Origin of the sequence: Clostridium estertheticum (genome assembly GCF_011065935.2) — a bacterium.
GTDB lineage: Bacteria > Bacillota > Clostridia > Clostridiales > Clostridiaceae > Clostridium_AD > Clostridium_AD estertheticum_A.
Genome location: NZ_JAAMNH020000001.1, coordinates 4,379,574 through 4,399,364 on the forward strand (window position 1 = coordinate 4,379,574; position 19,791 = coordinate 4,399,364).

The 19,791-nt window shown below is 30.3% G+C and carries 17 protein-coding genes; 3 read left to right on the forward strand and 14 right to left on the reverse strand.

The window, feature by feature from the left end:
* Window positions 1-38: 38 nt before the first annotated feature.
* The 10 genes from G9F72_RS20900 to G9F72_RS20950 form a co-directional block, all read right to left on the reverse strand.
* On the reverse strand, window positions 39-593 hold the full coding sequence (locus G9F72_RS20900; protein WP_164957650.1) for a GNAT family N-acetyltransferase: 555 nt from the start codon (window positions 591-593) through the stop codon (window positions 39-41).
* Between the two features lie 72 nt (window positions 594-665).
* Complete coding sequence (locus G9F72_RS20905; RefSeq protein WP_164957649.1) at window positions 666-896, reverse strand: hypothetical protein; 231 nt, start codon at window positions 894-896, stop codon at window positions 666-668.
* Between the two features lie 141 nt (window positions 897-1,037).
* A complete protein-coding gene (locus tag G9F72_RS20910) occupies window positions 1,038-1,280 on the reverse strand; it encodes a hypothetical protein (RefSeq protein ID WP_164957648.1) in 243 nt (80 codons plus the stop codon).
* 308 nt (window positions 1,281-1,588) lie between these two features.
* Window positions 1,589-3,019 (reverse strand): serine hydrolase domain-containing protein, encoded by a 1,431-nt coding sequence (locus G9F72_RS20920; protein WP_224676310.1) that lies wholly within the window; start codon window positions 3,017-3,019, stop codon window positions 1,589-1,591.
* A gap of 752 nt (window positions 3,020-3,771) precedes the next feature.
* Complete coding sequence (locus G9F72_RS20925) at window positions 3,772-4,818, reverse strand: FAD:protein FMN transferase (protein WP_164957646.1); 1,047 nt, start codon at window positions 4,816-4,818, stop codon at window positions 3,772-3,774.
* Between the two features lie 229 nt (window positions 4,819-5,047).
* Entirely contained in the window at window positions 5,048-6,583 is a 1,536-nt protein-coding gene (gene ptsG / locus G9F72_RS20930; protein WP_164957645.1) for a glucose-specific PTS transporter subunit IIBC, read from the reverse strand.
* A 402-nt stretch (window positions 6,584-6,985) separates the two neighbouring features.
* Window positions 6,986-8,020 carry a hypothetical protein gene (locus G9F72_RS20935; RefSeq protein ID WP_164957644.1) on the reverse strand — a complete coding sequence of 345 codons (1,035 nt, stop codon included), beginning with the start codon at window positions 8,018-8,020 and terminating at the stop codon, window positions 6,986-6,988.
* On the reverse strand, window positions 8,010-8,585 hold the full coding sequence (locus G9F72_RS20940; RefSeq protein ID WP_318010960.1) for a sigma-70 family RNA polymerase sigma factor: 576 nt from the start codon (window positions 8,583-8,585) through the stop codon (window positions 8,010-8,012). The genes G9F72_RS20935 and G9F72_RS20940 overlap by 11 nt, the downstream gene beginning before the upstream one ends.
* 543 nt (window positions 8,586-9,128) lie before the next feature.
* Window positions 9,129-10,271 (reverse strand): tRNA uracil 4-sulfurtransferase ThiI, encoded by a 1,143-nt coding sequence (gene thiI / locus G9F72_RS20945; RefSeq protein ID WP_164957643.1) that lies wholly within the window; start codon window positions 10,269-10,271, stop codon window positions 9,129-9,131.
* Between the two features lie 62 nt (window positions 10,272-10,333).
* The gene (locus G9F72_RS20950; protein WP_164957642.1) at window positions 10,334-11,479 is read right to left on the reverse strand and encodes a cysteine desulfurase family protein; all 1,146 of its coding nucleotides are present in this window, start codon (window positions 11,477-11,479) and stop codon (window positions 10,334-10,336) included.
* 236 nt (window positions 11,480-11,715) lie between these two features.
* Here G9F72_RS20950 and G9F72_RS20955 point away from each other — a divergent pair, with 236 nt between their 5' ends.
* The 3 genes from G9F72_RS20955 to G9F72_RS20965 all read left to right on the forward strand — a co-directional run bounded on the left by G9F72_RS20955 (window position 11,716) and on the right by G9F72_RS20965 (window position 15,662).
* Window positions 11,716-12,783, forward strand: a complete 1,068-nt coding sequence (locus G9F72_RS20955) for an HD-GYP domain-containing protein (protein ID WP_164957641.1) — start codon at window positions 11,716-11,718, stop codon at window positions 12,781-12,783.
* 158 nt (window positions 12,784-12,941) lie between these two features.
* Window positions 12,942-14,687 carry a polysaccharide deacetylase family protein gene (locus tag G9F72_RS20960; protein WP_164957640.1) on the forward strand — a complete coding sequence of 582 codons (1,746 nt, stop codon included), beginning with the start codon at window positions 12,942-12,944 and terminating at the stop codon, window positions 14,685-14,687.
* 75 nt (window positions 14,688-14,762) lie between these two features.
* Window positions 14,763-15,662, forward strand: coding sequence for a DMT family transporter (locus tag G9F72_RS20965; RefSeq protein ID WP_164957639.1), 900 nt, complete (start codon window positions 14,763-14,765; stop codon window positions 15,660-15,662).
* Between the two features lie 115 nt (window positions 15,663-15,777).
* Here the strand turns inward: G9F72_RS20965 and G9F72_RS20970 are convergent, their stop codons facing one another.
* From G9F72_RS20970 to G9F72_RS20985, 4 genes are all read right to left on the reverse strand, one after another.
* Window positions 15,778-16,374, reverse strand: a complete 597-nt coding sequence (locus G9F72_RS20970; protein WP_318010961.1) for a metallophosphoesterase — start codon at window positions 16,372-16,374, stop codon at window positions 15,778-15,780.
* A 19-nt stretch (window positions 16,375-16,393) separates the two neighbouring features.
* Window positions 16,394-18,304 (reverse strand): BMP family ABC transporter substrate-binding protein, encoded by a 1,911-nt coding sequence (locus G9F72_RS20975; RefSeq protein ID WP_164957638.1) that lies wholly within the window; start codon window positions 18,302-18,304, stop codon window positions 16,394-16,396.
* A 99-nt stretch (window positions 18,305-18,403) separates the two neighbouring features.
* Entirely contained in the window at window positions 18,404-19,324 is a 921-nt protein-coding gene (locus G9F72_RS20980; protein ID WP_164957637.1) for a PH domain-containing protein, read from the reverse strand.
* Entirely contained in the window at window positions 19,321-19,779 is a 459-nt protein-coding gene (locus G9F72_RS20985) for a PH domain-containing protein (protein WP_164957636.1), read from the reverse strand. The genes G9F72_RS20980 and G9F72_RS20985 overlap by 4 nt, the downstream gene beginning before the upstream one ends.
* Window positions 19,780-19,791 lie beyond the last annotated feature (12 nt).

Below are 19,791 nucleotides of genomic sequence, written 5' to 3' on the forward strand. Positions count from 1 at the left end.
CTGTTATTAATGACTTCAGAAGGGAATTTCAATTTCCACTAACTCTTACTTTTTTCTATTGAATACATCAGTTCACCATCATATGAACTATCTTTTGCTTCTTCATCCTCTATTACATATTCAAAAATCATTCCCATCTTACCCAACACTCTTTTTGAAACTTCATTATCTCTATTCACAGTTGCAACTATCTTATCAATATTCATATTTCTAAAACTATATTCAATAATGGATTTTCCAATTTCCGTTGCATATCCCTTTCTATAACATTCTTCAAACAACCCATAGAATATTTCATTTTCAGTTGTATTATACGAAAGTGGAAATAATCCAACAAATCCTACGCATTCATTGTTATCTTTTGAGATTACTAATAAAAGAAATCCTTTAAAATCAAAAGCTGTACTTTCTTTATACCTATTTAATATCCTTTTCATTAATTCTTCACATTCAGTTAGAGTTCTTTCTTTCGCAAATGGAACGTACCTCATTATCTCTTCATTATTTACTATTCTATACAATTGACTAAGGTCATTCTTTGTAAAATTTCTAATTACTAAGTGCTCTGTCTCTATTTTTACATTTTCATACATACTTTAAACTCCTCCCTCCTCATTAATGCACCAATCAACACATATCTGGTAAGCATCCCAATCCAAATCATCTTAATCCCAATATACTTTTATCTCATTAATCCCGTTTATATATGCTGCATATGCTCTTGTATGCCCATCTGTAAAAATTATTTTGTTATTTAATTTTTTTATAGGTATTGCCTCATAACTATTAATATCTTCTGGCTTGAACCAGCTTAAAACCTTTTGTAACTTCATTGAATTTACATATAATTGACTTGGTTGTATCTCATATAAATTCATTATTATCTCTTTGTTCATATTAATCTCTCCCCTTTATGCTATGTGGGCATTTAATATTTTTTTGTTATTTACTAAAACATTACTTGTAAATTTATAAATTTAAAAACCATCTAATTTAAAATATTTGTAAAGTTTATTAACCGTCCCCTAATTTATAACCTACTCCAATATAAATCTTAGTGCCCTCTCTAATTTATTATCCAAGTCTTCTGGATACCAGTGCCCTATTCCACCATTGATATAATATTCATAAGAAACATCTAACTTTTTTAATATTTCCATCATTTCTTCTACAGCTTGCACTGGTACATCCTGTTCTTCGTCCATGAACACCCATTTAACATTTCTTTGAAGAGCTGATTTCACATTCTCTTCAGTAAAGGTTTTCGGTTTTATGAACATAAAGCAATTGCCCCTTTTATAGGAATTATATCAGATAATGCAATATCAATAGTCCCTATTGCTCCACCTGAAAATCCGCCAATTATAATATTTTCATCATCAATAGAATACTGCTTGGATATTTCATCATAACAAGCTTTAAACTCCTTATACAGTGTACTATTCTTCCAGTTCTCATAAGATCTCCCCCTAAAACTTCTCTCTTTTCTAGGGGACGGTTAACACCTTATTGTCTTTATTTCCAAACTTTATAAATTTCAGAACAGCCTCTTAGTTAAAAACACAATATAATTGTTAACCGTCCCTATTTAGTTATTTTCACAAATTAACTTCTCTAATATTTTATTACCTCTTATATTCTTAGGATTTAATTGGACTGATTTCCTATAACTCTCTATAGCTAATTCCTTATCACCACTAATTAAATATATTTCTCCCAAACTATCATGTAGATTAGATGATTGTGGAAATATAACCACTGAGATTTTCAATAATTCAATAGCTTTTTTAATTCTTTTTCCCCCTAAAAGCCTATAAGCAAGAGAATTAAATTCACCCTCAATAACCAAATATTCTTCAATAGAATTTTCTTTTATCTCATAATACTCTTTTACAGCTATTTCAAAATTATTATTAACCACCGTTTTTAGTATATGGTGAGCAAGCGAATCTTTTATACTCTCAACTTCATTGCCCAAAACTATATTCATAACATAGGAGCATATATTATTAAGATCTACATAATCCGAATTCGTCATCATAACTACTGCTGCTCCTATTTCAGGTAAAAGAACTAAGTTACTTAAAAATCCTGTATCACGACCACTATGAGATTTAACCTTAATCCCTTTGTATTCTCCTAGAAACCAAGCTAAGCCAACTTCTGATGTATATCCTCCCCAACCTGTAACTGCTTGAGCTCTCCAAAGTTCTAAGTAGCTTTGTGGTTCTAATATCTTAGCTCCCTTAAATCTTCCCTCCCCCATATTAGCAATTGCATAATTACATAATTCCACTACATTTGAGCATAATGTAGAACTTGGACCATGTGCACGATTGTAGGGAAAAACTTCACTCACCCTTACTCTGTATCCTTCCTCTAAATCTAAAATGTGAGGAGTTGTGAGTAATTCTTTTGAAACTAATGGTTTTAAAAAGTTACTTTCTTTCATTTCAAGTACATTTAAAATGTTTTCTTTCATATAATCCTCAAAAGACACTCCAGAAACCTTTGCAATAACATCACCTAGTATTTCAAAAGCAATGTTGCTGTAAGCAAACTTTTCCCCAGGTTCCCACATCAATTCATATCCCTTTATATTTCTAACATACCTTTCTAATGCTCCTTCATCATATTGAGGTTTGTCCCATTCATAATCCTCTTCATCTGGCATACCTGATATATGGCTTAGCAACTGCCGAATAGTAATTTTCTTGTATCTATCATCTTTAAGCTGAAAGTAAGTCAAATACTCAGTTAAGAGTGAATTTAACTTTATTTTTCCTTTCTGGACTAATTGCATTATTCCTGTAGCTACAAAGGTCTTTGATACTGATGCCATGTGAAATAATGAGTACTCATTTATGGGTTCTTTAGTTTCAATATTCTTTGCTCCAAAACCTTTTGTATAAATAACTTCATTATCATAAACCACACCTACTGCTAAACCTGGAATAATGTTTTTACTCATAAATTCCTTAAGTACCTTATCCAAGTTTTCTATTATTTGATTTTTCATTTCCACAATTATCTCTCCTTCTCCTATTTGAATTTCGAATTATTCTTGTAACCTGTTATTTTGCAAACTTCAAATAATTGTTAACCGTCCCCAATGATTTTTGCCCTCCCTTTCTGCAAAAAAATTAAGGACATAGATAAACATTCATTCATCTACATCCCTAAGAATTCTTAATATCTATGTTATATATACCAATTGTGCATCTCTACTAATTAAGTATCTCTACCAATTGACTTAACATAAATACTAAAAATAAAAAGCTGTGTTATCAAAGACAACACATCCTAAACTTCAAATTATTATAAAGTGCGTTTGACTAATTTTGTACTTGTCTTCATAAAGGCATATAAACCCTTCTATGAACAACTCTACAGTAATTATCTAGCCAAATATGTTTAACTAAAATATAGTCTATAAAACACTCACTTAATATTAATGAAAATTAAAGGTTTGTAATTGATGTTGATTCATATCTATATAATTAAAATCTAAAAAATCTAAATCATATAACCCTGAATATATTTAAATTTTAGTATGCAATTGATTTTTTTATTGCAACACAAATAAACTTAATATAACTGTGGTTATAAGTATTTTGTTATGATTTTTTATTGTTTGATTTTAAACTTATTAGACTAGACTCAACATAATCATTATATATACCCCTCTTATTTCTCATTATTTACATTGTATTATATATTTTTCCATCAGTCAATGATTTACCGATTTAATCTCAATAGCGGCTCTAATAGTTAATTTATCATTTTAAAATCAGAATCTAAATTATCCAATTGAGTCTTCCACTTTGATGATTTATAAACTTTATTGTCTGTAGTTACCACCAGGCATGAGACACCGGAAAGACTATCAATAATTTTTAATCCTTTATCTACCCCAGATACAAAAGTAACTTTTGTAAGAATGTCTGCAAGCATATTACAATCAGGAATACTACTGTCTATAATTATGGTATCGCTCATAACTCCAGCATCTGCTGGGTATCCAGTATATGGATTCAATATATGATGATAGCGCTTTCCATCTTTTATAAAAAATCTTTCATAATCTCCAGATGTAGAAAGTGCATTTTGAGACATCTTAATTATACCAGTATATGCAGCATTTCTTTCTTTTCTTGGGTGTTGAATTCCAATGGCCCATAATGTCTTATCAGGCTTTTCTCCCATTGTATATATAGAACTTCCACCAAGATTTATAATGGCGCTCTTAATTTTATATTTTTTAAAAACTTTTACAACCTCATCTGCAGTGAAACCCTTAGCAACGCCTCCAAGATCTATAGACATACCTGGTTTCATTAGCTTAACACTACTATTTGCATCATTTATGCTGATGTCCTTATAATTTACAAGTGCTATTTTTTCTTTGATTTCAGAGGCAGTTGGAATCCTCTCATCCTTTGTACCAATTCCCCAAAGCTTTATAAGTGGACTTACTGTTATATCGAAGTACCCAGCTGTAAGCTTAGAGTATTCTAGTGAGGTTTTTATAATCTTAATAATCTCAGGATGTACCTTTACATATTCTTTTCCTGCAGCATCATTGATTTTATTAACATCACTGGTACTAATTGAAGAACTTGCTATCTGTTCAATTTCATCTACTCTTTTATAAGCTTCCTCTATGGCTTTATTAGCCTTAGAACCATAGACTATTAAATGCATAGCGGTATCCATTTTAATAGCTTCTTTGTCAATCTTCTGGTCTTGTTTTGAACATGCAACCATTGGTATGATTAAAAGCATACACAGTCCCAGAGCGAATATCTTTTTTATCATCTGTTCCCCCCCCTAAATGAATTATTTGTAAAATATCTATCAATATTTTACCATACTTTTTATTTAAAAAAAATAGTAACAAGTACTATTTTATTTAATCAAACCCACCACGTGATTAAAATTATTAGCTCATGCTGGGCGCACAAAAAAAACAGCATAATGAAAAATTATACTGTTTTTGTAATCAAACTGAGGCATTCCCTATAGGGAATGCCTCAGTAGTAACATATTATTTATCTAAACCCTTAGCTATAACTTCTTTAATTTCTGTTTTTATATGCTCTGCTCTTGTTCCGAATATTGCCTGAATACTGTCACCAACTTCAAGAACACCAGCAGCTCCTAATTTCTTAAGTTGTGCTTTATCAACATTTTTAGCATCTTTAACACTTACTCGTAAACGAGTAATACAAGCATCTAAATTTGTGATATTTTCTTTTCCACCTAATGCTTTTAATACCTCTATTGCATGTTCTTGACCTTTAGGACTAGTTTTTACAGTACTTGCATCTTCTTCTTCCACATCATCTTCACGACCTGGAGTTTTAAGATTCCATTTTCTTATAACAAAACGGAAGCCGAAGTAGTAAACTAATGCAAACACTAAACCTACAGGGATTACTAACCACCAAGCTGTTCTATTTGGAATTACACCATATATTAAGTAATCTAAAAGTCCACCTGAGAATGACATTCCTATTTTAACATTTAAAAGTTGCATTGTCATAAAGGATAATCCTGCAAATATACAGTGAATTCCGAACAATACTGGTGCTACGAATAAGAATGAAAATTCAATTGGTTCTGTAATACCTGTTAGGAAAGCAGTTAAAGCTGCTGATACCATAATACCAGTTACAAACACCTTCTTTTCAGGTTTTGCTTCATGAATCATTGCAAGTGCTGCTGCTGGAAGCCCAAACATCATAAATGGGTATTTACCAGTCATAAATGTACCTGCTGTAAATGGTACACCATCTTTTAACTGAGCCATGAATATAAGTTGGTCTCCGTTAACTAATTGACCAGCTTTGTTTATATACTCACCAAATTGATACCAAAATGGATTATAGAAAATATGATGTAATCCAAATGGGATTAATGCTCTTTCTATTACTCCAAATACAAAGGCTGCTAATGTTGGGTTAGCATCAATCATACTTCTCGAAAAAGTAGTTAAACCATTTTGGATTGGAGGCCATACAAAACTCATTGCAATACCTATTGCAATTGCACATACTGCTGTAACTATAGGTACAAATCTCTTACCTGCAAAGAATCCGAGGTAAGAAGGTAATTCGATATTGTAATATTTTTTATATAATTGCGCTGCTACGATACCTATTATAATACCGCCAAATACTCCTGTTTGAAGTGTTGGAATACCTAGTACACTTGCAAACTGTGGGTGTGTTCTGTTTATTAATTCTGGAGTAACACCAGCAACAATACCTAATGTTTTGTTCATTATTAAGAACCCAACTATTGCTGCAAGTCCTGCAACTCCTTCGCCATCAGCAAGGCCTACTGCAACTCCTACTGCAAATAACAATGCAAGGTTACCAAAAATAACATCTCCAGATTGTTCCATAATTTTAGCTACTAATTGGAACCAACCAGCATTAAACATCGGAATCTTTGTTAATATCTGTGGATTTTGAAACATGTTACCAAATCCAAGTAATAATCCTGCCGCTGGTAAAAGTGCTACCGGAAGCATTAAAGCTTTTCCTACCTTTTGTAAAACACCAAAAGCTTTTTTCATTTATATTCCCCTCTCTTTTGTGGCATGTTAGCAAAAATAAAAGGCATGAACAAAGTCATATTAATAGCTATATCTAAGTTTAGATATTAAACTATAATGACTTATGCTCATGCCTGATAATATCAGTAACACGCAAATTTACTTATTAAATTATTTTTCTCACTGTAAACTTTTACACATAAGCTTACACTCTAAACTTAATTAACATACTGATTACGTAATACAATCATAATATCACATATTAGTTTATATTTCAACATTTTTTTTAATGTTTTTAAATTTCTGTGGAGAATCTATGTTTTTGTATTAGATTTTAATATATTTTTCTGGTTATGGTTTGTTAACCCTTTTGCTTATTTAATATATTTTATTTAAAAAAATTATCACATAATATGTTTTACCCTACCTTATGATATAATATGCAATATTAATCATTTCTTCCCATGGTGCATTACCATCAACACTGTACTTTTTACCTCCATTTTCCCAAAACAACTTTACATAAGGTGTTTCCTTAATATCAAAGTTTGGTCGTAATATATATTTAACTGGAATACTATTTATATTTATAATCATATTCTTTTCCGCTACAACTTTTGATTCTGAACTAATATTTTCACCTAATCCATAACTATAATTTATGTTGTTATATTCAGTTACCCTAAAATACTGAAAATTATTTCTATAAATAATTTCATATAGTTCATATGAATTATTACTTACTTCTGGTACTAAAATTTTTTCCATAATAAAATCTTTAGGTATATAAGAAGGATTTTTTATACTCTCCCCAAAAATATTTCTTGCTTCTTGTAAAGATAATGTTCTCATTTTAGTTTCTTCATTGACTTGCACGTCATTTTCCTTTGGTAACACTAAAGAATTATCTTTAGTAGCCTCCTTTATCAATTTTTCACTATCGATTATATCTTTATTGGTAGCAACAATAATGTCTTTATCCCTTTTGTCACTTAGCATTGAACTTTCTATTTTTGAAGGTATTATAGTCTTATCATTTAAAGTAGTTTTTTCTTTTTCCTGCTTTTCTTCTTTACTGCTTTTATTAACTTGACTACCTTCTACTATTTCAGCGCTAATAATTTTATTGCTTTCAGCTTTCAAAATACCCGCTTTATCCTCAATAATTGCTGTATCCATATAGGGTTCTTTTAATGTTTTAATGTCTTTACCGCCGGTATTCATGGTTGCTACTTCATTGTGTATTAACTTGTTTTTATTATAAATAGGGTACATTATGAATCCCATAAATAAACAAGCTACCATAGTTAAAGTTATAGGAAGAAAGGCTTTATGTATTGAAATACTACTCTTTTCGTCCAATTTTTCTAGTGTTTTTAACTTTAATTTCTCACTTACCTTTATTTCTTTTAGTTCCCTATTAATCATATCTGTTAACCCATCTAAATTATCCCTCATATTCAATCCTCCCAGTAACATTCTTTTTTAGTAACTCTCTCGCTCTAAATAATCTAGTTCGTATTGTTCCCTCTGGAAGCTTTAACATTTCACTAATTTCTCTAGTAGTAAATCCCTCATAATAATATAAAATAATTACTTCTTTATATTTAATAGATAAGTTCATAACCTGATGGAGTAGTTCTCTGGACTCCATAGATTTAATTATACCATCATCTAAACTTTCAGCATTGTACTGCTCATTATAAATTTCCCTGTCATAATCTCTATCGCTATTTAGGAGAACCCTCTTTATCCAAAAACTTTTAAAATAGTCTTTACATACATTGATAGTTATTTTCATAATCCAAGTTTTTTCACTACTATTTCCTTTAAATGAATCATATTTTTTAAATACTTTTATAAACACTTCTTGGAAGATATCCTCAGCCTTATGCCTATCTTTAACGTATAAAAATGCTACTCTAAGCACATCATCTCCATAGCAATTAATAAGCCTCTCTATTTCCTTATGAATATCCTTTTTTTCTTCGTTGTCCTTTTGAACTAAAGACGCAATAGGCACCTACATCACTCCCATCCTAAATATTAGACGACAATAAAATGGATTTTGTTTCATTAATACTATAATAATTTCTTTTAAGTGAAAATAATAGTAATTTATATAATTTTCTATAAAATAAAGATAAGCCAACAAAAATGCTTATCATTTTTGTTGACTTATCTTTTAAATAATATGTTTATTTTTTCTAAAATTCAGAGTAACCTAAGTATCTCTTTAGGATAGTTGACAATTGATACTGCTCGCTATCTCTATTTTTTGGATTAACCTAATGTATTGCCCTTTTGATTCTTTTTCTGAGTTTTATCTTTTGTATCCTTAGAACCTGATTTCTTTTCTCCACCTTTTTTAGCCATGTTAATCACCTCTTTAATATATTTTAAAATCATAGTGCTTAGAAATACTAGTTAGTATACTCTAATTCCCATTGATAAAAATAACCGGTCAATATGTTATTTTTTATAATGGTCTTGCTATATATTTCTTCTAATATTATTTACACTTTATCTGATTTAATACATATTAGAGGCTATTAACATAATATATTTATTTATAAATTTCCATTTCACAAATAGCCTTTTCAACTAGTCTATCAATATCTAAAACTGTTTCGGACTTAATTATCTCAATTAACCTTGGCTTTGTTTTTGGATGTTTTGGCACAAAAATTGTACAACAATCCTCATAAGGTAAAATGGAGGTTTCATATGTTTCTATTTTTCTTGAAACGTCCATGATATCTATTTTGTCCATAGCAACTAGTGGCCTAAAAACTGGTCTGTCCGCAACATCATCACTTACTACAAGACCTTCCATAGTTTGACTAGCTACTTGCCCTATGCTTTCTCCTGTAGTTACAGAATTTATGTTGTATTTTTCTGCAAGTGCACATGCAAGTCTCATCATAAATCTTCTCATAATTATTGTTAATTCATCTTCTCTACACTTTTCTATAATTTGCATTTGAATTTCAGTAAAAGGGACTACATACAAGGTTAATTTTCCAGTGTATTCTTTTAAAATATTAGTCAATTGCTTTACCTTATCCTTCGCTCTTTCGCTAGTATAGGGATGACTATGATAATAAACTGCATGCAGTTCTACACCTCTTCTTGCCATCATATAACCTGCCACAGGAGAGTCTATTCCCCCAGATAACATAAGCATAGTGCTACCATTCATTCCATAAGGTAATCCGCCCACTGCCTTTATTCTTTTAGCATAAACATATGCTTTACTCCTTATCTCAACATTTATGATGCATTGTGGATTATGAACATCTACAGTTACTTCTTCACTATTTTGTAATATGTAAGCCCCTACTTTTCTGCTTACTTCCAATGAATTTGGGCTAAAGTTTTTGCTTGCTCTGTTAGTTGCTACCTTAAAAGTTTTAGCTGAAGTTTCTGCTAGCTCCAAGAGTGCTTGCTTTTGAATATTTTCAAGGGTTGCTTCAATTTCCGTAACTATGCAAACCTCCATTATTCCAAAAACATTTTTAACCTTTTCTATGATTTTATCCATTTGCTGTGAGCTTATAAACCATCTTCCTGAGTCCTCAACAAATTCATAATCTAAGCCTATTAGTACATTTTTTATATTATCCTTAAGTTTTTTTTCAAATTTACCTCTGTTGAGTCCTTTTAAAAAGATTTCCGGGGCATATTTTACCAAAATTAATTTTCTCATCTATTAGCACTCCTCTTTTTCTTATATGAAATGTCGCTTCTCATCACCTGCGGTGCTACCAATTATCTTTTGTTTAGCTTTCTTAAAAATTTTAATGATTTATCCAGTTCCACTACCACATAGTCTATTTGTTCTTTATTATTGTACTCAGAAAAACTAAACCGTATAGTTCCCTTTTGCTCCTCTAAATTTCTTCCAAGAGCCTTTAATATTTCACTACTTTTATTAGGGCTTTTAGCTGAACATGCTGAACCTGTAGATACATATATGCCTTTTTCTTCTAAGCAGTGAAGAAGCACTTCCCCTTTAACACCCTTGAATGAAGCACTTAGTATATAAGGTGTAAAACTAGCTTCTAACTTACTATTAATTATTACATCATCTAGCTGCGACAGTTTATCTATGAAATATTTCTTTATCTCTAAAACATTGTTGAAATTCGCATGCTGATTTTTGCACATAATTTTTGCTGCGGTTCCAAATCCAACAATTCCAGCAAGATTTTCCGTACCCGATCTTAAATTTCTTTCTTGCCCTCCACCGTTTATTAAGCTATTAGGTATAAGACCCTTGCGTACATATGCAAATCCAATTCCGCGAGGTCCGTGAATTTTGTGTGCACTAGTAGATAATAAATCAATTTTAAATTTTTCTACATCAATAGGTATCTTTCCATAACTTTGCACTGCATCTACATGAAACTTAGCCCTATTACTATTCTCTTTAATTAATTTTCCTATAAATTCAAGGTCCTGTATAACCCCTACCTCGTTGTTAACATGCATTATACTAACAATTTGCGTATCGCGAGTTATGCTGCTCTTAAGCTGCTCTACATTAATTCTACCATTTTCATCTACATCAATATATGTAACCTTTGCTCCTAAATCTACTAACGACCTAAAAGTGTTCGCCACACTTGAATGTTCAATTTTAGTAGTTATTATATGAGACGTAGATTTCACAAAACCTTTAATAAGAAAATTATTACTTTCGCTTCCTCCTGATGTAAATATTATTTCCTCACTTGTAGCATTTATACTTTTAGCAATATTTACTCTTATCTCCCTAAGTTTTTGCTCTGCCTTAAACCCTAAACTATGAGCTGAAGATGGATTGCCATAATAATTTCTCATAGTACTACATACATCATCAATAACCTCTTCATAAGGCATGGTAGTTGCACTATTATCTAAATATACTTCCATATTTCTATCTCTCTCCTCTTCAAAAATCCAATAAACACACTTAATTAATTCATAGTGTTTTGCTCTGATATACTCAATTATAAATATTTTAATTATTAATGTCAATAAATAAAAAACATTCATTTGGGCTAACGTCAGTTTTTATGGTAAAATAAATTATCTAAAAATATTATTTCTCTAGTAAAATTCAAGTAATCTCATTGATTTTATGAATTTATTTTAAAGGGGATGCATCTATGAAACCAACGATTAAAAGTATAAGCATTTACGCTCTAAAACCAGGTATGAAATTGGCTGAAGATTTAATACTAAACGGCCTAACTTTAGTTGCAAATGAAATTGCATTAAATAGTTCCATGATTAAAAAAATATTAGAATTTTACCCATCAGACACTATATACATAAATGCCCTGGATGAAAAACCCCTGGTTTCTAGTTCAAAAAATTCAAGACGAAAAAATTTAATCGAAACTGAAAATGTATTGAATCATTTTACAAATCGTATAGATAATTTTTTAAATAGCATAGAAAAAAATAAGGAATTAGACCTAACAGAAGTAAGGACTATGTCTAAACAGATTTTAGATAATCTTACTGATTATGATTCTATTTTAATGAGTATAACAAATTCTAGACATATAGATGAGTATCTTACAAGGCATTGTGCAAATGTTGCACTTTTAAGTTCTATGTTAGGTAAGTGGCTTAATTTTTCTAATAAGGATTTGACACTTTTGACCTATGCAGCTTTTCTTCATGATATTGGTAAAACGAAAGTTGACCAAACTATATTAAATAAGCCATCAAAACTAACAAAATTAGAATTTGAAGAAATTAAAAAACATACGGTTTACTCTTATGAGCTTATACGCAACACTCCTTATTTAGATGAGTCTGTAAGCTTAGGTGTGCTAATGCATCATGAACGTTTAGATGGTTCAGGCTATCCTCTCCATTTAAAAGAAGATAAAATTAATGCCTTTGCGAAAATAATAGGAATTACAGATATGTTTGATGCTATGACCTCTGACAAAGTCTATAGCAAAAAACAAAACCCCTTTGTGGTGTTAGAAATTATGCAACATGATTGCATGGGTTTATTTGATTATAATTACCTGACTACCTTTATAACACAAATGTCAAATTACTACACTGGTGAAATGGTTAAACTAAGTAATGGTTCCATAGGAAAGATAATTAAAATAGACACAAATAATATTTCCAGGCCGCTGATATCTATTGATTCAAACTTTATAGATTTAAGCATTGAAAAAAATATATTTATTACGGAACTTCTGCCTTAGGCACATTGAACTATACCTATTATTTTAAGTCTCCCTATTTGTCATATTAATTTGTAATTTTTTAGTATGAAATCTTTACAAATTTATTTGTATATGTAATACTAAGATTAATTGATGGTAAATTATTACATTAATATCGATAAAAGGGAGCTGTTTATATGAGAAGGCTTTTTCCCAATATTTTAATCATAATTTTTATTTTATTTTTATCTTTTAACACAAGTAAAATTATCTATGCTAGTGTTACTCCTAATATATATAAGGTGGATTTTGCAAGCCCACGAGTATATGAGGGTTGTACTCAAAGTATAGATATTTACACTAAAGCAAATTCAAAAATTCAGTATAAGTTTTGGCTTTATTCTAAAGAAGATGATTTATGGCAAGAGCTAACTACAAACTATACTAATGCCCAGGCACCAGAAAAAGCTTTTACCTTTACAATTCCTAAATTAAAATTTGGACAATACACTTTATCTATATGGGTGAAAACAGCAGACAAAGACCCAATAAACAAAAATGGGTATGATAATTATTATGCTTATAATTTTCTTTGTAGTCATTATGATGGACAATTCTATAACAGATCTTTAGACAAAATAAAAACAGAAAAGCCCTATATTCCTAGTATTGAAAGAGTAGTGGCGCAGGTTCCATATCTTCAGGCGGGAAATTTTCAAACCTTCCAAGTATTCTCTAAAGGTTTTGAAGATGTTCAATATAGAGTTTGGCTTAACAATAAAAATCAAAATACTTGGGTGGAGCTTACTAGTGGATATGTTGAGCCTCAGTACGCGCAAAGCGTGTACAGCATATCAACGCCAAACCTCTCCCTTGGCGATTATACTTTGTCCTTGTGGATAAAAAGAGCCAATAAACAGCCCTTAAATGTTAAGGGGTATGATGATTATGTATCCTTTAATTTTAATTGTAATGAAAAAAGCAATGAAAGTAATATTACTCATTTTACTAAACTAAAAAACAATTATGAGTTAAATGAAAAAATAGAATTTACTAATATTCCAGAAACAAAAAAACAATATAGATACAGTATATTCGATGCTTTAAATAATAAACTAATAATACCCCTTAGTGATTATAAAAATAACGTAACATGTGGTCCCCTTAAAGAAGGTGTTTATATATTACAGCTAGATATAAAAACCTTCACTGAAATAAAAGTGGACAAAGACCCTGCACTACCTGATATCCAAAATTCCGATTTAGACTCCGTGCAACCAAGTATAGATGAAAAAAAGTACGAATATAAAAGAGTAGAAACGATTAATAAATTAATTGTATTTGGAAAGCCTTATAAAAAAAGTACAGGTAAATTTATTTATCTAACCTTTGATGATGGCCCATCTACAAATGTTACACCTAAAATATTAGATATTTTAGATAAATACGATATAAAAGCCACTTTTTTTGTTACTGGCATTAATGCAGATGCTCATAATGACCTAATAAAGCAAATTTATAAACGAGGCCATGTTATTGCAAACCATAGTTACAGTCATAATTACAGTAAAATATATGCAAATGTCACTTCACTTATAGGTGAAATTGAAAAAACCTATAACATTATAAAAAAAATCATTCCCACTTACAATACTAAAATCTTCAGATTTCCTGGAGGCTCACAAGGTAAAGATGATAGCTTAAAACTAGCAGTTATGAAAGATAACTACACATATTATGATTGGGATGCTTTGAACGGAGATGCTGAAGGTTATTTAGTTTCTAAAGACAAACTTATATCAAGGATAAAAGAAACGTTAAACCCTAAGTCTTCAGCAATTGTACTAATGCATGATTCTAATGTAAAAACTACCACTGTGGACGCACTTCCAACTATAATAGAATATTTAATTAATAGTGGATATGAATTCAAAACACTATAAGAATTTAAAAATCAACTTATTATTTATTAAAAATAACAAGGCAAAGATGCTTTATACGTTAAAGGAGTTCTAATCATGAAAAATATAGACAAAAAAAAGAGTATTCTCGCTGATATGTCTTTGCTAGTCGTCGCAATTGTTTGGGGTGGTGGATTTATAGCTGTAAAAGGTGCTTTAGATAGTATTACACCTTTTTATATTATGGCAATGCGTTTTGGTATTTCTACGATAATTATGCTCTTATTTTTCAGAAAGAAAATTAAGCACATTACTAAAAATCAGCTAGCGGTTGGAACTTTGGTTGGACTTCTCTTATTTTTAGGCTTTACTGCTCAAACTATCGGTATGAAATATACAACTGCTGGTAAAAATGCTTTTCTAACCGGCACTAATGTAGTTATTGTACCCTTTCTTTATTGGGCAATTAGCAAAAGAAAACCTGATATCTATTCGTTAGTTTCAGCTTTTCTATGTTTTATTGGAATCGGTATGTTAACCCTAGATGGAGGCATACGTATTAGCCTTGGGGACGGTTTGACCTTAATATGCGCAGTATTTTTCGCAGCTCATATAGTTTCTGTTGGATTTTTTACGCAAAAAGTTGGCGCCATAACCCTTGTAATAATACAGTTAGGTTCCGCTGCAGTATTCTCACTAATAGCTGCACTAATCTATGAACCAATGCCAACGCATTTGAATTCAGATACAATATTTGCAATTGGTTACTTAGCAATTTTTAGTACAATGTTTGCATTTATTATACAGAACGTAGCCCAAAAGTATACCACATCTACTCACGCGGCTATTATTTTATGCTTAGAATCAGTCTTTGGTTCTATTTTATCTGTATTCATGCTTAATGAAATATTTACATCAAAGATGATTATAGGCTGCTTAACGATATTTATGGCAATTATAACAACAGAAACTAAATGGGATTTCGTAAAAAGAAAGAAAATATCCGCTAGTAGTTAACCCCTAACCATGTCTTTCCTTCTGAAATGTCGTTAAACTAAATAATAGGATAGAATTAGCTTCTGTACATGAAGATATAAATAACCCATGGGTAAATTCATTACCCATGGGTTATTTATATCTCAACGATATGATATTTAAATGCATTTATAACTGTAGTGGTATTATAAATCATTTTTCTGGCACCTTTTCCATACTCCAGATGCTGGTGACCGTAAAAAAAGAATTTTGGGGAATATTTATTTAAAACATCTATAAATACTTCAAAGCCTCGATGACAAGGATCTTTTGCATCCCCCATTCCTTTTGCTGGTGAATGGGTTACTAATATATCAAACCCTTTATTCTTCCATAAACTCAATTTTAATCTTGCAATCCTTTTTTGCATTTCCTTTTCTGAATATTGAAAAGGACCTTTATTATAATCAATAGATCCTCCAAGGCCTAGTATTCTGAGATTTTTATAAACAAAAATCTTATCATCAATAGGGATACATCCAGCTGGTGGTTTTTCTAAGTACCGTGCATCATGATTACCATTAACATAAAGTACTGGTGCTTTAATCATATCAGCTATATATTCTAGATAATCTGCTTTTAAATCTCCACAGGATATTACCAGCTCGATTTCACTAAATCTTTCATAATCAAAGTGATCCCAAATATAACTATCTTCAATATCTGAAACTAATAATACTTTAATTTTAACCACCTACTTATCTTTTGAAATTCTATTCTTCACTAGGAAGCTCTCCCACTACATTATCTACAAACCAGTCCATATATAACATGTCCTCGTAGTTTCCTATGTCGCCATCCTTAATCCTAATTTCATTCTCAGTGTCATACACTGGTCCAGCAAAAGTATGAAATCTGTTTTCAATAATTAGTTCTCTCATAATATCTACTAACTTTTGAGTTTGGATGGGCACATTATGTTTTGAATAGATTATATCCACAAGGCCCGAGTCCATTCCCCACCAAAAGCTTACACGTTTAGATTCAGTACTAAATATACCTTTAAAGCTACCATTTACGATATTTCTAAGTATTTTCTCATAAAACTCTCCTAAGTCCCATGTAATTAAGCCATAGTTCACTTCAGGTATCCATTTTTCTTCTTTTTCGCTATATTTTAGTGAATATAACCCAAAGTCTTTTGACCCCTTTCCTAAAGCTGTTAGGTCATTTTGCATTATAAGATCTGCGCCCACACTTTGAAGTTCTTGAATTAATTCTTTAGAATGATTTACATCCCCTGTTTCATTAAGCCAAGAAATCATAACTTTGGCATTAGGATTTACTGTTTTAACACCTAGTGCAAAAGCATTAATCCCTGTTATAATCTCTGTTTCATTATAAATATCTATATATCCAATAATGTTTGATTTTGTAATTGTACCTGCAATAAGGCCCATTAAAAATCTTGGTTCATGGGAGCGAGCAAAATAAGTACTTACATTTCTAAAAGCCTTTACTGGAGAGCAGTTAAAAAACTTAATATTGTCATATTTTAAAGCTGCTCTTAAAGTAATGTTAAGGAAATATGAGCATGTAGTAAATATAATATCATAATTTTCTTCACATAACTCGCTTAGTCTTTCATAGCTATCACCATCATTTTTAAAATTATCTATAACGGTAGTTTCGATTTCACTACCTAATTGTTTTTCAGCGTACATTCTTCCTAGATTATGAACATAGCTCCAGCCTGAGGTAGCAATAGTTTTTTCAAAAACAAATGCCACTCTTAACTTTTTATGTGGAGTTACTAAATTTGTAAATGACATGATAACATTTTTCTTATGCACATCAAAAGGCTCTGTTTGAATATCTACTGCATTATTTTTTGATAGTATCTTAAGTTCTGTTAAGAATTTTCCAACTCTTAATTTTCTCTTTGTTTCTATAAATTCATCTGAAATACCATATATTTTTATATACTCTAGAAATGCATCCCCAGTGGTAATATTTAATTTATCTCCACCTAATTCATAAAAGGTATTCCTAAAGGGTGAATAAACATTTTTTAAAAAATGTTCGTATTTGTTTGAAAATAAGGTAAGCTTTGGATCATATTCATCCAAATACTTGAAAAGTAGTGGAAAGCTACCCTCCCTGGTAAACCAAATAGCATTTATCCCTGTGCTATTGTTAAAATCTAAAAACTCATAATATATTGTGTTATTTAAATCCATCTCGTCCCTTTTAGGAACTAATCTAGTAATTTCTCCTTCTATTGCATAAGCATCTACATATTTTAATACGCTTACCCTCTTATTTCCCTCCATAACATAAAATTCATTCATGTATTCATAAATTTTTATTGGATCAGTTATTCCATCATTAATATGATGGACATAGACTGCTTGCCATTTCGTAGAAAACTCACTATCTTCATTAGCAAGTGGAAGGAAATTCATTGCAAAATCCCTACTCCTTGTATAAAAATAAGTTCCTACTATCTTTTTTAATGGAATACTTTTTATTCCTAGGGGAATCTCTGCTACTACGTCTAGTTTTTTTAAAATACTGTCTAAGGATGATATGTGCCCTGAATTTCCTTTTGATATATCCATGTAATATCTAAGTTTAGCTAATTTACTAGCCTTTTTATATTCATCAATAGCTGAAAAATTCATCATACTCACTCCTTAGTGTGTTTTTATAAAGACATCTTTAAAAAAATAATAGTCCATATGCTAGTCTATTTTTGTACCAGCATTTCAATAAACACATAATTATAAATTAACTACCGCCCTCGAGGAATATGATTTATGATTATTTTCACTCATATATCCAACCGCATAGGATTTACCTAAACTATTTCCAGCTATAGTTACTTTATATCTTGCAATAGCTTTTTTCTTTTGGAAAATGTTTTGCTGCTTTTCAAAAGACTGAATACACTCCTTATGGATTATAACTGTTTTTCTATCTAATTTCCTAAACCGCATAACCACAAAATCATTACCATAATACATACCATTATCATTAAATCTTATATTGTGCCAAAGTAATAAAATAGGTATTATTATAAAAATACAGTATCCATAAGGAAGAAACATGGCTATTAGCCCTATTATCATAACCTCTTGTACTAATCTAAATAATAGAAATCCATTTAATGCTTTTGGGGAGGAATTCCTTAATTCATAAGTTATATTCATTTCAGGCAAAATATCCTCAAAAAACTTATTAAGCACTTTACTTTTGGCTATAGGGCAAATCATTCTGCACTCACCCTTACCATTTCCACTATCCATAGTTTCCACCTTTAATGAAAAATAACCTAGTGGTTTTTTAATAACACCCTCCACTATTACTAAACTTTGAATTCCTTTAACAGGAATAATTATTTCCTTTTTGTGGAATAACCCATAGGTTAGTTTTATATTGTCCACCTCTCTTATAACTTTAAAATTATAATATTTTATTATAGTTACAATAGTACATAATAACCATGAAATAAGTAACATACTAAAAATTATTATATCTCCCATATTAAAGTTAAAAGCTACTACTATAGATAATCCAAGGAAGATTATACTAGAAATTGTTGCCATCATAACTAAGTCTTTTAAAGATGAAGTAAATTCTTTTGTGCACCCTTCTAATTGAAATTCATTTTTATTTTCGTGTTTATTTTTTAATTCTCTCATATACCTCTCTCCTGAACAATTTTTTCAATGCTGAGCTGAGCTTTCTTTCCTACTTCACTTTCCAAATAAGGAATTATATAATATCCTCCAGAAGTATGCACAGTTAAATTTATAAGCTTATACTTTTTTAATATCTTTCCTTGCTTCATATCTGCGTACTTAACTTTTTTCATAGGAATAACTACATTTTTTTCATTAAATATTCCATATCTTAAAATAATTTTTTCAGCGTCCATTTCATATCTATATTTTTCATATTTATATTTTGTCATAAATATTGAATTTATTAATATTATTAGTGTTAATCCATACATACTAAAAGTTATTACATATTTCCATAGAATATTGAATTCTAAACATATATTTAATGTTACAGCAATTGCTAAAAATATGCCTGTTGCAATTAATCCTTTGATTGTCCATATTTTTCGTGAATATGCTGAAATTTTTTTCATACTAACCTCCAT

Excerpts from the sequence above, each read along its gene's own strand:
- G9F72_RS20900 (WP_164957650.1), bottom strand. The coding sequence starts at position 593 with ATGTATGAAAATGTAAAAATAGAGACAGAGCACTTAGTAATTAGAAAT.
- G9F72_RS20905 (WP_164957649.1), bottom strand. The coding sequence starts at position 896 with ATGAACAAAGAGATAATAATGAATTTATATGAGATACAACCAAGTCAA.
- G9F72_RS20910 (WP_164957648.1), bottom strand. The coding sequence starts at position 1,280 with ATGTTCATAAAACCGAAAACCTTTACTGAAGAGAATGTGAAATCAGCT.
- G9F72_RS20920 (WP_224676310.1), bottom strand. The coding sequence starts at position 3,019 with ATGAAAAATCAAATAATAGAAAACTTGGATAAGGTACTTAAGGAATTT.
- G9F72_RS20925 (WP_164957646.1), bottom strand. The coding sequence starts at position 4,818 with ATGATAAAAAAGATATTCGCTCTGGGACTGTGTATGCTTTTAATCATA.
- ptsG (WP_164957645.1), bottom strand. The coding sequence starts at position 6,583 with ATGAAAAAAGCTTTTGGTGTTTTACAAAAGGTAGGAAAAGCTTTAATG.
- G9F72_RS20935 (WP_164957644.1), bottom strand. The coding sequence starts at position 8,020 with ATGAGGGATAATTTAGATGGGTTAACAGATATGATTAATAGGGAACTA.
- thiI (WP_164957643.1), bottom strand. The coding sequence starts at position 10,271 with ATGAGAAAATTAATTTTGGTAAAATATGCCCCGGAAATCTTTTTAAAA.
- G9F72_RS20950 (WP_164957642.1), bottom strand. The coding sequence starts at position 11,479 with ATGGAAGTATATTTAGATAATAGTGCAACTACCATGCCTTATGAAGAG.
- G9F72_RS20955 (WP_164957641.1), top strand. The coding sequence starts at position 11,716 with ATGAAACCAACGATTAAAAGTATAAGCATTTACGCTCTAAAACCAGGT.
- G9F72_RS20960 (WP_164957640.1), top strand. The coding sequence starts at position 12,942 with ATGAGAAGGCTTTTTCCCAATATTTTAATCATAATTTTTATTTTATTT.
- G9F72_RS20965 (WP_164957639.1), top strand. The coding sequence starts at position 14,763 with ATGAAAAATATAGACAAAAAAAAGAGTATTCTCGCTGATATGTCTTTG.
- G9F72_RS20975 (WP_164957638.1), bottom strand. The coding sequence starts at position 18,304 with ATGAATTTTTCAGCTATTGATGAATATAAAAAGGCTAGTAAATTAGCT.
- G9F72_RS20980 (WP_164957637.1), bottom strand. The coding sequence starts at position 19,324 with ATGAGAGAATTAAAAAATAAACACGAAAATAAAAATGAATTTCAATTA.
- G9F72_RS20985 (WP_164957636.1), bottom strand. The coding sequence starts at position 19,779 with ATGAAAAAAATTTCAGCATATTCACGAAAAATATGGACAATCAAAGGA.